General features: G+C 73.0%; 12 protein-coding genes. 7 read left to right on the top strand and 5 right to left on the bottom strand.

Annotated features, from left to right (window positions below; translation table 11 throughout):
* Positions 1 to 140: 140 nt before the first annotated feature.
* Complete coding sequence (locus CCN44_RS13655) at positions 141 to 1,202, bottom strand: acyl-CoA dehydrogenase family protein (RefSeq protein ID WP_086697792.1); 1,062 nt, start codon at positions 1,200 to 1,202, stop codon at positions 141 to 143.
* Between the two features lie 87 nt (positions 1,203 to 1,289).
* Between CCN44_RS13655 and CCN44_RS13650 the strand changes: the two genes are divergently transcribed.
* From CCN44_RS13650 to CCN44_RS13625, 5 genes are all read left to right on the top strand, one after another.
* Complete coding sequence (locus tag CCN44_RS13650; RefSeq protein ID WP_260336012.1) at positions 1,290 to 2,690, top strand: aldehyde dehydrogenase family protein; 1,401 nt, start codon at positions 1,290 to 1,292, stop codon at positions 2,688 to 2,690.
* A gap of 219 nt (positions 2,691 to 2,909) precedes the next feature.
* Positions 2,910 to 3,620 (top strand): chitinase, encoded by a 711-nt coding sequence (locus tag CCN44_RS13645; RefSeq protein ID WP_059247423.1) that lies wholly within the window; start codon positions 2,910 to 2,912, stop codon positions 3,618 to 3,620.
* A 34-nt stretch (positions 3,621 to 3,654) separates the two neighbouring features.
* Positions 3,655 to 4,560 carry an aldo/keto reductase gene (locus CCN44_RS13640; RefSeq protein WP_167403977.1) on the top strand — a complete coding sequence of 302 codons (906 nt, stop codon included), beginning with the start codon at positions 3,655 to 3,657 and terminating at the stop codon, positions 4,558 to 4,560.
* A gap of 851 nt (positions 4,561 to 5,411) precedes the next feature.
* On the top strand, positions 5,412 to 5,807 hold the full coding sequence (locus CCN44_RS13630) for a VOC family protein (protein WP_059247420.1): 396 nt from the start codon (positions 5,412 to 5,414) through the stop codon (positions 5,805 to 5,807).
* A 35-nt stretch (positions 5,808 to 5,842) separates the two neighbouring features.
* Positions 5,843 to 6,922 (top strand): adenosine deaminase, encoded by a 1,080-nt coding sequence (locus tag CCN44_RS13625; RefSeq protein WP_059247419.1) that lies wholly within the window; start codon positions 5,843 to 5,845, stop codon positions 6,920 to 6,922.
* Here CCN44_RS13625 and CCN44_RS13620 read toward each other — a convergent pair.
* Together CCN44_RS13620 and CCN44_RS13615 are read right to left on the bottom strand one after the other, a co-directional pair.
* On the bottom strand, positions 6,904 to 7,419 hold the full coding sequence (locus CCN44_RS13620) for a mycothiol transferase (protein WP_143649737.1): 516 nt from the start codon (positions 7,417 to 7,419) through the stop codon (positions 6,904 to 6,906). The genes CCN44_RS13625 and CCN44_RS13620 overlap by 19 nt on opposite strands.
* A gap of 154 nt (positions 7,420 to 7,573) precedes the next feature.
* Positions 7,574 to 8,488 (bottom strand): LysR family transcriptional regulator, encoded by a 915-nt coding sequence (locus tag CCN44_RS13615; protein WP_086697790.1) that lies wholly within the window; start codon positions 8,486 to 8,488, stop codon positions 7,574 to 7,576.
* Positions 8,489 to 8,599: 111 nt separating this feature from the next.
* Between CCN44_RS13615 and mgrA the strand changes: the two genes are divergently transcribed.
* Positions 8,600 to 9,592 (top strand): L-glyceraldehyde 3-phosphate reductase, encoded by a 993-nt coding sequence (gene mgrA / locus CCN44_RS13610; RefSeq protein WP_059247416.1) that lies wholly within the window; start codon positions 8,600 to 8,602, stop codon positions 9,590 to 9,592.
* A gap of 21 nt (positions 9,593 to 9,613) precedes the next feature.
* Here mgrA and CCN44_RS13605 read toward each other — a convergent pair whose 3' ends face one another.
* Both CCN44_RS13605 and CCN44_RS13600 read right to left on the bottom strand, forming a co-directional pair.
* Positions 9,614 to 9,904: a DUF1905 domain-containing protein gene (locus CCN44_RS13605; protein WP_086697789.1), complete on the bottom strand. Its 291-nt coding sequence runs from the start codon at positions 9,902 to 9,904 to the stop codon at positions 9,614 to 9,616.
* A gap of 86 nt (positions 9,905 to 9,990) precedes the next feature.
* Positions 9,991 to 10,374 carry a nuclear transport factor 2 family protein gene (locus CCN44_RS13600; protein ID WP_086697788.1) on the bottom strand — a complete coding sequence of 128 codons (384 nt, stop codon included), beginning with the start codon at positions 10,372 to 10,374 and terminating at the stop codon, positions 9,991 to 9,993.
* A 320-nt stretch (positions 10,375 to 10,694) separates the two neighbouring features.
* Here CCN44_RS13600 and CCN44_RS13595 point away from each other — a divergent pair, with 320 nt between their 5' ends.
* Positions 10,695 to 11,105, top strand: a complete 411-nt coding sequence (locus tag CCN44_RS13595; RefSeq protein ID WP_086697787.1) for a hypothetical protein — start codon at positions 10,695 to 10,697, stop codon at positions 11,103 to 11,105.
* The last annotated feature ends 173 nt before the right edge of the window (positions 11,106 to 11,278 follow it).

Below are 11,278 nucleotides of genomic sequence, written 5' to 3'. Positions count from 1 at the left end.
GCGGCGGCGGCCACGGCCGGCACCCACGCCATCGCCCACCGCCTGCTGCGGGGGCGCTGAGCGGGCCGCCGGGCGCGCGGGGCCGCTGCCGGTTCCCGTCCGGTGGGCCGGCCGGCTGAGCGTCCAGCCGGCCGCGGCGGCTACCGGTCCTCCTCCCGCACAGCGGCCGGCAGCTCGCCCAGTGCCCGCAGGTGTGCCGCTCGCGACTCCGCCGTCTGGCCCTGGACCAGCAGGAACAGCCCTTCCCTGGCGAGGCGCTGGGCACGGCTCGTCAGGGCCATCGCCCGCCCGCCGCCGGCCACCACCGCCGCCGTGGTGGCCGCCCGCAGCACCTCGTACGCCTCCGCCCGCACCGCCAGCCGCTCCCCGGCCCGCGCCTCGGATGCCGGGAGGTCCGCCAGGGCGTAGGCCCGGCGGCGGACGTCGGCCAGGCGGGAGCGCAGGGGGCCTGCCGTCTCGTCGTCCAGCAGGGACAGGGCGGCCTGCGCCACGCCGAAGACCGCCGGATTGGTGAGCAGCGTCTTGAGCCGGTCGCCCTCGGCCCACCGCGTGTACGGCGTGCGCAGCGCCACCGCCTCCGCGGGCAGCCACAGGCCGTCCAGCTCCAGCGACACCGTGCGCGCGGCGGTCAGGGCCGCCAGCCGCATCGGCGCCGAGGCCCGCAGCCCCGGCTGCTCGCGCGCCTCGGCGAAGGCGAACAGCACCTCGTCGGCGTCGGTCACCCCGGCCAGCAGCAGCACGTCGTTCAGACCCCACCCGGTGTACCAGGGGACGGTCCCGTCGAACCGCCAGCCCTCGCCCTGCCGACGGACCCGCACCGGGCGCCGCGGATACGACCGCAGATGCGCGTACGCCACCCCCGACAGCAGTTCCCCGCGGGACAGCGGGCCCAGCAGCCTGTCCCGGACCGGCAGTTCGCTGCGCGCCAGGGTCTGCACCGGCGTGTGGTGCTGGGTCTGCACGAACCAGGTCGCGCAGCACGCCCCGGCGAGGATCTCGGCGGTCTCCCGCAGTACGGCGGGCGGCGCTCCCCAGCCGCCGTGTTCCGCCGGCGCGGCCACCCCCAGCAGTCCCGACCGCTTCACCGCCTCGATGTGGCTCGCGGGCACCCCCTCCTGATCGACCCGCTCGGCCTCGGGGACGAGCAGGTCGGTGGCGAGCCGACGGGCGCGGACGACGAGCGGATGCGGGGTGAGGTCCATACGGAGATTCTTCCGGCCCTCCGGAGCGAACCCGGCGGAGGTGACCCTCGTCACTTCGAGGGGCGCCGTCGGAATGAACTTGAGGACATGAAAGGTTGGTATTTGCATCTGACCGACCGGATCAAGGCCCGGGCCGACCCGGCCCGCGCACCCCAGCGAGGCACCGTGAACCACTCCCTGCCCGAGCAGCCCGCCGACGTCGTGGCCCGGCTGCGCGCCACCTTCGCCACCGGCCGCACCAAGCCCGTCGCCTGGCGCACCGCCCAGCTGCGCCGGCTCCGCGCGCTGCTCACGGAACGCGGCGCCGACCTCGCCGCCGCCCTCCACGCCGACCTCGGCAAGAGCAGCACCGAGGCGTACCGCACCGAGATCGACTTCACCGTCCGCGAGATCGACCACACCCTGGAGCACCTGGCGGACTGGCTGCGCCCCGAGCCCGCGCCCGTCCCGGCGCACCTCGGCGCCGACGCCACGGCCTGGACGCAGTACGACCCGCTGGGCGTCGTCCTCGTCATCGCGCCCTGGAACTACCCGGCGCAGCTGCTGCTCGCCCCCCTGGTCGGCGCGCTGGCCTCCGGGAACGCGGTCGTCGCCAAGCCGAGCGAGCTGGCCCCCGCCACCTCGGCCGCGCTGGCCGAGCTGATCCCGGCCTACCTGGACACGGACGCGGTCGCCGTCGTCGAGGGCGGGGTCCCGGAGACCACGGCCCTGCTGGCCGAGCGCTTCGACCACATCTTCTACACCGGCAACGGCACCGTCGGCCGTATCGTCATGCGGGCCGCCGCCGAGCACCTCACCCCGGTCACCCTGGAACTGGGCGGCAAGTCCCCGGTGTTCGTGGACCGCGGCACCGATGTGGACGTGGTCGCGGACCGGCTCGCCCGCGGCAAGTTCCTCAACGCCGGCCAGACCTGCGTCGCCCCCGACTACGTCCTGACCGACCCAGAGACCGCGCAGGCCCTGGAGGCGGCGCTGGTCCGCGCGATCGAGGGCCTGTTCGGCGCCGACCCGGCGCGTTCCCCGGAGTACGGCCGGATCGTCAACGAGCGGCACTTCGACCGGCTGTCCGCCCTGCTCGACTCGGGCCGCGTCGCCGTCGGCGGCGTCGGCGACCGCGCGGCCAAGTACCTCGCGCCCACCGTCCTCGCGGACGTCGACCCCGCCTCGCCCGTCATGCAGGAGGAGATCTTCGGCCCGATCCTGCCGATCGTCACCGTGTCCGGCCTGGACGAGGCGATCGGCTTCATCAACGACCGGGACAAGCCGCTCGCCCTGTACGTCTTCAGCGAGTCGGAGGAGACGCGTCGGCGCATCGCCGCCGAGACCTCCTCGGGAGGCCTCGGACACGGCCTGCCCCTGGCCCATCTCACCGTCTCCGACCTGCCGTTCGGCGGGGTGGGGGAGAGCGGCATGGGCAACTACCACGGCCGCTACTCGATCGAGACGTTCAGCCACCGCAAGGCGGTCCTGGCGAAGCCGCTGAGCTGAACCTCCGCTGAGCCTCCACGGCGGACGGGGCCCGGCCGCACCCGTGGCCGGGCCCAACTCCTCTTTGCTGACACGGTGTTCACCGACGCAACCGATGCGCGTTTGACTGGTCTAAACCCTTGACTGGTACATACCAAGGCGGTTGAGTAGCTCCAACCCCCCACCACGGCCGTCCCCGCCTTTCCGGGGTACGGCCGTGCCGTGCAAAGGAGTTGGTTCATGTTCAAGCACCGCATCGCCGCACTCCTGACCTCGCTCGCCCTGGGGACCTCCGCCCTGGTGCTCCAGGCGGCCCCCACGGCCTCCGCCGCCGGCTTCGTGGTCAGCGAAGCGCAGTTCAACCAGATGTTCCCGAACCGGAATTCCTTCTACACGTACAGCGGGCTGACCGCCGCGCTCAGTGCGTACCCCGGCTTCGCGAACACCGGCAGCGACACCGTGAAGAAGCAGGAGGCCGCCGCCTTCCTCGCCAACGTCAGTCACGAGACCGGCGGCCTGGTGCACATCGTGGAGCAGAACACCGCGAACTACCCGCACTACTGCGACTGGAGTCAGCCGTACGGCTGTCCGGCGGGGCAGGCGGCGTACTACGGCCGCGGACCCATCCAGCTGTCCTGGAACTTCAACTACAAGGCCGCCGGCGACGCGCTCGGCATCGACCTGCTCAACAACCCGAACCTCGTGCAGAGCAACGCGTCCGTCGCGTGGAAGACCGGCCTGTGGTACTGGAACACCCAGTCCGGGCCCGGCACGATGACCCCGCACAACGCCATGGTCAACGGCGCCGGCTTCGGCCAGACCATCCGCAGCATCAACGGCTCCCTGGAATGCGACGGCAGGAATCCCGCCCAGGTGCAGAGCCGGGTCTCCGCCTACCAGCGCTTCGCCCAGATCCTCGGCGTCTCGCCCGGAGCCAACCTGTACTGCTGACGCCCCGCTCGGTGCCGTGTGCGAGACTCCGCCGATGACTGCAGAGACGATCACCGCGGCGGCCTCCGGCACCTGGCGACTCGGCGACCTGCCCGTCCACCGCATCGGCTTCGGCGCGATGCGGCTGACGGGCAGCGTCGCCTTCCACCACGGCACGCCGAGCGACCGCGAACGGTCACTCGCCGTACTGCGCAAGGCCGTCGAACTGGGCGTGAACCACATCGACACGGCGGCCTTCTACTTCTCGTCGTTGCGTTCCGCCAACGAACTCATCAACACCGCGCTGTCCCCGTACGGCGACGACCTGGTCATCGCCACCAAGGTCGGCCCCTACCGCGACCACCACGGTGAGTGGGGCACCTCCGCCCGGCCCGACCAGCTGCGCGGGCACGTCGAGGAGAATCTGCGCCAGCTCGGGCGTGATCACCTCGACGTCGTCCACCTGCGCCGGATGCGGCAGGACTCCATCGCCGAACACTTCGGCGCGCTCGCCGAGTTGCGCGAGGCGGGGCTGATCCGGCACCTCGGGATCTCCGCCGTCGAGCCTCGGCACCTCGCCGAGGCGCTGGAGATCGCGCCGGTGGTCAGCGTGCAGAACCGGTACGCCGTGGACCGCCCCGACCCCGTCGGCGACGAGGTCCTGCGGCTGTGCGGCGAGCACGGCATCGCCTTCGTGCCGTTCTACGCCGTGGCCGGCGCGGCCGGTGAGCAGGGGGCGACGACCGCCCACGACGACGCGGTGCTCTCCGTCGCCCGGGCCCATGGCGTCGGCCCCGCGCAGGTCCGCATCGCCTGGACGCTGCACCAGGGCCCGCACGTCCTCGCCATCCCCGGCACCGGCAACCCCGACCACCTCGCCGAGAACGTCGCCGCCGGCGCACTGCGGCTCGGCGAGGACGACCTGACACGGCTCGGCGAGGCACGCGGGCGGGCGAGCTAGACGGGGGCGGCACGAGGGGCGGACGGCTGGTGGGATCGCCGCGAGGGGGGGCAGCGGTTGCGCCCCGGGGCCACCGGCTGTCTGTCACTCCTGTTTCCGCCAAGGCGCGGGTGGCCTCCCGCCGGATGCCCGCGGAGCGGTGGAGGAAGCCGAGGATGACGGTGAGTTCCGTGTCCGGGCCCGGCCGAGGGGGGACGCCGGTCAACACGAGGCTCTCCGCCGCCATCGAGCGGACCGGCTGGAGGGGAGGGCCGGCCCGGGTGTGCCCCAGGTCCTCTCCTCTCCGTGGCCGCGCAGACCGGCGCTTTCCTCACCGGGGCCACGGCCGCCCGTCGGCCGCGGTCACCCAGTGCGCCGGCGGTGCCGATCGTGTGCAGAACAGCGAGTCGCCCGCTCGAAGAGACACGGGACTCGGACCACTCCCTGGCCCGGTCCACGTCGGGAAACCCCATGACCATGAACCGTGCGCGTCCCAGTCGCTCACGTCATCGTCAACGTCGCTGTACTCGACGAGGAAGCCGGTCTGGCCTACGCCCCCGTGGCGCAGCAGTCCATGAGAGACCGTACGGAAGATCAGGATCATCGCGGCTTCCCGGTCCGCGCGGTGCCGTTCCTCTTCCCGGGCGGCTTGGCTGCGGGGGCGTAGGCGTCCCGGCGGCGGCTGCGGACCGCCTTCCGCGGCGGCTCGCGGTGGTCGCGGCGGAAGTGTCGCAACGCGCGCCCGGCCGGGCCGTGAGCGCGCAGCAGGTGCAGGGGAGCAACCTCTCCGTTACGCGCGTAGAACCAGACTGGCGTCCGCGTAGTTTTACGTATAACCTCACCGGCTAACCACCCCCACCCGGAAGGTCGCCATGCGCCGCGTCGCCCTGGTCACCCTCGTCGTCCACGACTACGACGAGGCCATCCGCTTCTACACCGAGGCCCTCGGGTTCCGTCTCGTCGAGGACGCCCCGCGTCCCGGCGGCTCGCGCTGGGTCGTCGTGGAGCCCGGCGGCGACGGCACCGGCCCCGGCCTGCTCCTGGCCCGCGCCGGGGACGAGAACCAGCGGGCCCGCGTCGGCGACCAGACCGGCGGGCGCGTCGGCTTCTTCCTGCACACCGACGACTTCGCCCGCGACCACGCCCGGATGACCGCCGCCGGCGTGACCTTCCTGGAGGAGCCGCGCCACGAGCCGTACGGCACGGTCGCCGTCTTCCAGGACCTGTACGGCAACCGCTGGGACCTGCTCCAGCCCGCCGGCCACTGACCACCACCGCACCACCTGCCGAGGAACGAAAGCCCATGACCGCGCCCCGCATCGACACCGAGACCCTCCGCCGGCTCCCCAAGGCCGTCCTGCACGACCACCTCGACGGCGGTCTGCGCCCCGCCACCGTCATCGAACTCGCGGACGCGGTCGGCCACACCCTGCCCACCACCGACCCCGACGAGCTGGCCGCCTGGTACGTCGAGGCCGCCAACTCCGGCGACCTGGTCCGCTACATCGCCACCTTCGAGCACACCCTCGCCGTCATGCAGACCCGCGAGGGCCTGCTGCGCACCGCCGAGGAGTACGTCCTCGACCTGGCCGCCGACGGCGTCGTCTACGCCGAGGTCCGCTACGCGCCCGAGCTGAACACCAACGGCGGGCTGACGATGAGCGAGGTCGTGGAGACGGTCCAGGAGGGCCTGGCCGCCGGCATGGCCAAGGCCGCGGCGGCCGGCACCCCGGTCCGCGTCGGCACCCTGCTGTGCGGCATGCGGATGTTCGACCGGGTCCGCGAGGCCGCCGACCTGGCCGTGGCCTACCGCGACGCCGGTGTCGTGGGCTTCGACATCGCCGGTGCCGAGGACGGCTTCCCGCCCGCCGACCACCTCGCCGCCTTCGAGCACCTGCGCCGCGAGAGCGTGCCCTTCACCATCCACGCCGGCGAGGCGCACGGCCTGCCCAGCATCCACCAGGCCCTCCAGGTGTGCGGCGCCCAGCGCATCGGCCACGGTGTGCGCCTCACCGAGGACATCCCCGACCTCGCGGCCGGCAAGCTCGGCCGGCTCGCCTCCTGGGTGCGTGACCGCCGCATCGCCCTGGAGATGTGCCCCACCTCCAACCTGCAGACGGGCTGCGCCACCTCGATCGCCGAGCACCCCATCACCGCCCTGAAGGACCTGGGCTTCCGGGTCACCCTGAACACCGACAACCGTCTGGTGTCCGGTACGACGATGACCCGCGAGATGGCCCTGCTGGTGGAGCAGGCGGGCTGGACCGTCGAGGACCTGCGCACGGTCACGGTGAACGCCGTCAAGAGCGCGTTCATCCCGTTCGACGAGCGCAAGGCCCTCATCGAGGACGTGGTCCTGCCGGGTTACGCGGCGGCGCTCTGAAGCAGCCCCCTGAGGTAGGCGGCCTGTCCGACGTGCTGAAGGTCGTCGGACAGGACGCTCACCAGGCGGACGCCGAGGGACACCGGGGGGTCCCAGCGCTCGTCCACGACGCGTTCCAGATCCTTGGCGGCCAGCGAGCGCAGGGCGCCGAGGGTCTGCTCGTGGACGGCGTCGTAGTACCCGGTCAGCAGGTCGGCCGAGGCCACCCGCACCTTCGCGACCTTGGCGGAGCTGTGCCCGTACCCGGTGTCGTGCCGGGGCAGGTCGAGCCCGAACCGCTTCTGCCAGTCCTGGGCGAGCCACACCTGGTCCAGGTCGAAGGCGTCCGCGACATGGTCGTCCTGCACCCGGGTGAGGTGCCAGACCAGCCAGGCGATGGTGTTGGTGTCGGGGGAGGGGCGGTGGTGCAGGTCGTCGGGGCCGAGCCCGTCGAGGGCGGCATGGACTTCTTCCCGGATGCGGCCGTAGCCGTCGATGAGGATGTCCTTGGCATGCATACCGTCCACCATCGCAAATCACCGCCGCTCACGCGCCCCGACCACCGGCACGGCCCCCTGGGCGCCGGGCGTGACGGGCGGCAGGCCGGGCGAACGCGTCCCCCCGGGGGACGAGGTGACGGCTCGTCCGCTCTGTCCGCCGGGCCGGCCGGGATCAGGCGGGCCCGCCCCCGCCCCGCGCCGGTGCCTGGCCCTCTGTCTCCAGCAGCGTGACCAGCGCCCGGGCGGCCGGACTCGTGGCCCGGTCCGGCGGCAGCAGGGCGACCGTCTCGTACTCCGCCTCGACCGCGCCCTTCAGCGGGAGCGCCGCGAGCGTCGGCCGCTTGTGCCGGAAGTGCCGGGGCACGACGGCGATCCCGAGGTTCTCGTCCACCAGGTCCAGCAGGCTGTGCACGTCGTTGACCTCCAGCGCCACCGTGCGCCGGACACCGGCCGCGGCGAACGCGGCGTCGGTGGTGCGGCGCGGGCCCCAGTCGGGGTGGAAGTCCACGAAGACCTCCCCGGCGAGGTCGTCCGGGCCGAGCACCGCCGCAGCCGCGGCCAGGCGGTGGCTGGGATGGCACAGCACGGTCATCGGCTCGCTGGTCAGCGACACCGACCGCAGCTGATCGGTGTCGGCCTGGGTGCGGTAGGCGAACGCCAGGTCGAGCCGCCCGGCCGCGACCTCCTCGGCCAGCGCGCCCGAGCCCGCCTGCCGCAGCCGGATCTCCACATCCGGGTGCCGGCCCCGGAAGGCCGCCAGCAGCCGGGCCACGTGCACCCCGGCGATGCACTGCTCCGTGCCGAGGGCCAGCGTGCCCCGCAGCACGCCCTGCACCGCGGCCACCGCCTCGTGCGCGGAGCGCACCTGCGCCAGGATCCGCTCCGCCTCCACCAGCAGCGCCCGCCCCGCCTCGGTGAGCGTCACCCTCCGGGTGGTCCGCACGAACAGCGGCGCCCGCAGCTCCCGCTCCAGCGCCCGGATGGACGCGGACAGGCCCGACTGGGACACCATCAGGCGCTCGGCGGCCCGGGTGAAGTGCTGGTCCTCGGCGACCGCGACGAAATGCTGGAGATGGCGCAGTTCCATGATTGAGCAGCCTAGTCGCTGAATCTCATCGGATTCTCCTGTTGGACCGCTGCCCGCCGCCCGGGGAAGAGTGGAACCGGTAGATCGTGTGCCCACCCCTCTGGAGTCGCGTTGTACACCGCACACCCCGACCGCTACGCCGACATGCCCTACCGGCGGGCCGGCCGCAGCGGCCTGAAGCTCCCCGCCCTGTCGCTCGGCCTGTGGCACAACTTCGGGCCCGACCGGCCCGTCGAGACCCAGCGGGCCGTCCTGCGCCGCGCGTTCGACCTCGGCGTGACCCACTTCGACCTCGCGAACAACTACGGCCCGCCGCCCGGCGCCGCCGAGTCGGCCTTCGGCGAGGCACTGAAGGCGGACTTCGCCGCCCACCGGGACGAGTTGGTGATCTCCACCAAGGCCGGCTATCTGATGTGGCCCGGCCCGTACGGCGAGTGGGGCTCGCGCAAGCACCTGCTGTCCTCGCTCGACCAGAGCCTCACGCGGATGGGCCTCGACCACGTCGACATCTTCTACTCGCACCGCTTCGACCCGGACACTCCCCTGGAGGAGACGATGGGCGCCCTGCACACGGCGGTGCAGCAGGGCAAGGCCCGCTACGTCGGCGTCTCCAACTACTCCGCCGAGCAGACCCGCGAGGCCGCCCGCATCCTGGGCGAGCTGGGCACCCCGCTCCTCATCCACCAGCCGCGCTACTCGATGCTCGACCGGCGCCCCGAGGACGAGGGCCTGCTCGACGCCCTGGACGACCTCCAGGTCGGGTCCATCGTCTACTCCCCGCTGGAGCAGGGCCTGCTCACCGGCCGCTACCTCGACGGCATCCCCGAGGACTCCCGGGCCGCGAGCGACAGCCCCTTCCTGAACTCCGACGCGGTCACCGAGGACCTGGTGGCCCGGCTGCGCGCACTGGACGAGATCGCCACGTCCCGCGGTCAGACCCTGGCCCAGCTCGCGCTGGCCTGGGTGCTGCGCGGCGGCCGGGTGACCTCCGCCCTGGTCGGCGCGAGCAGCGCCCGGCAGCTCGAGGACAGCGTCGCGGCCGTCCGCAACCTGGAGTTCGACGCCGGGGAACTGGCGCGGATCGACGCGATCGTCCGGCCGTAGCGCCGGCTTTCCGGGGGAGGGCTACGACGACCGCAGGCGTTCCCGCAGCCGTACGGTCACCTCGTCGCCCTCCTCCTTCCCGATCGCCCGGCGCACCTCGGCCCGCACCGGCAGCTTGTGCGTGCCGTCGCCGAGCGCCATGAACGCACTCCGGAACGGATGGCCGTCCACCGTGCCCCGGACCTTGACCAGGCCGCGGGTGCCGAAGAACTCGGCCGACCGCGGCCACATGACGTACGTCCAGCCGCCCCGCTGCGGGCTCCTGCGCAGGACCGCGGTGAACTCCGCGTCGACCCGCTCGCTCGTCTCCATGATGTGCCTCCGTGCGCGGTGCTCTGCTCCGAAGCGTGCACAGGAGAGACCACCGCGCGCGGCGGAACTCATCGGCGGCGGTGCCGTCAGGCGCCCGACGGCACCCGGTCCAGGAAGCCCAGCACCTGCCGGATCCGCCCCTCGTCGTCCAGCGTGACCACGTCGAACCCGGCCACCGGCGCCGACCCGTCGGCCTCGTTCACCAGCTCCCAGCCGAAGCGCGCGGTGTCGTGGTGGCCGTCCACCGCGCCGAGCGGGCGGAAGACGAAGCCGGGGAACTGCTCGTGCGCCGCCGTGATCACGGCCGCGATCTGCGCGTGGCCGCGGACGTCCGCGAGGGGGTCGGTGTAGCCGCCGTCCGCGGTCCACGCGGCGGCGACGGCCTTCGCGACGGCCTCCGGTCCGGTGGCGTTCCAGGCCTCGAAGTAACGGGCGGCGGCGTTCTGGTAACGATCGGTGTGCGCGGCCATGGAAGCATCCTCCAACGAGGTCGTCTCTGCTGGTCAGGGTCCGGATCGAGGCTCGCCGATCCGGTGTGACCACCATGCGGGACGGATGGCGGCCGGGTCGATTACCTCCGGGGTCATGCCCGTAAGGCCGTGCATTTCGGCCAGAACGGGCGCGGAATATGCCAAGAGACTGGCCGGAAAGTCGTGGTGACAGTGGTTCAGCAGTGAACATACTCGTCTGTGCGGACGTCACTTCCCGCGAGGTTCCGATCACGCACCGCACATCGTCCGCACCGAAAGCGAGGCCGCCGGCAGGCGAACGACGCGACGGGGGAGTGCGCATGCACGACGAGTTCCTGTGCCATGTCACCGCGTACGGCACCTGCGGCGGACGGCGCGTCGGAGTACCCCTCGGGACCTACCGGGCGCCCACCCTGGCCCTCGCCCTGTGGTGGCTGCGCGACCGCGCCAGCTGGATCGCCGACCGTCTCGACCCGCGGCCCGAGGCCGGGCGCTTCCCGCCGGGCGCCCTCGTCCCGGTCGCCGACACCGTCCCCGACGTACCGGCCGTACTGCGCGCCTGGTGCGGCGACCCGGCCCGGCAGGAACAGGTCGCCGACGAGCTGGCCGCGGGCCGGCTGGTGCGGATCGCGACCGGCGACGACACCACCGAGTACGAGCTGCTCGCGGAATCCGTCGACGCGCTGCGCATGCAGCGGACCGTCCCGGTCCTCGTCGCCCCCGTCGCCTGACCGGCCGCCCCGCCTCCCTCGCACGGGGCGCCCGTCCGACCGAATCGATAGAATTCCGGCATGGCTGAGCGGCCGGTCGTGCCGACTGCGCCCGACCTCGTCCTGGCGACCGAGACGGGCTCCGCGGTGATGACCGCGCGCCGCGGCCGGCACGCCGGACGCCGGCGTCCGGC

Source organism: Streptomyces tricolor (assembly GCF_002155905.1).
In the GTDB taxonomy this organism is placed as follows: Bacteria; Actinomycetota; Actinomycetes; order Streptomycetales; family Streptomycetaceae; genus Streptomyces; species Streptomyces tricolor.
This window is presented reverse-complemented; position numbering and strand designations above follow the sequence as displayed.

Coding starts and splice junctions, on each gene's coding strand:
- CCN44_RS13655 (WP_086697792.1), bottom strand. CDS start 1,202: ATGGACCTCACCCCGCATCCGCTCGTCGTCCGCGCCCGTCGGCTCGCC.
- CCN44_RS13650 (WP_260336012.1), top strand. CDS start 1,290: ATGAAAGGTTGGTATTTGCATCTGACCGACCGGATCAAGGCCCGGGCC.
- CCN44_RS13645 (WP_059247423.1), top strand. CDS start 2,910: ATGTTCAAGCACCGCATCGCCGCACTCCTGACCTCGCTCGCCCTGGGG.
- CCN44_RS13640 (WP_167403977.1), top strand. CDS start 3,655: ATGACTGCAGAGACGATCACCGCGGCGGCCTCCGGCACCTGGCGACTC.
- CCN44_RS13630 (WP_059247420.1), top strand. CDS start 5,412: ATGCGCCGCGTCGCCCTGGTCACCCTCGTCGTCCACGACTACGACGAG.
- CCN44_RS13625 (WP_059247419.1), top strand. CDS start 5,843: ATGACCGCGCCCCGCATCGACACCGAGACCCTCCGCCGGCTCCCCAAG.
- CCN44_RS13620 (WP_143649737.1), bottom strand. CDS start 7,419: ATGCATGCCAAGGACATCCTCATCGACGGCTACGGCCGCATCCGGGAA.
- CCN44_RS13615 (WP_086697790.1), bottom strand. CDS start 8,488: ATGGAACTGCGCCATCTCCAGCATTTCGTCGCGGTCGCCGAGGACCAG.
- CCN44_RS13605 (WP_086697789.1), bottom strand. CDS start 9,904: ATGGAGACGAGCGAGCGGGTCGACGCGGAGTTCACCGCGGTCCTGCGC.
- CCN44_RS13600 (WP_086697788.1), bottom strand. CDS start 10,374: ATGGCCGCGCACACCGATCGTTACCAGAACGCCGCCGCCCGTTACTTC.
- CCN44_RS13595 (WP_086697787.1), top strand. CDS start 10,695: ATGCACGACGAGTTCCTGTGCCATGTCACCGCGTACGGCACCTGCGGC.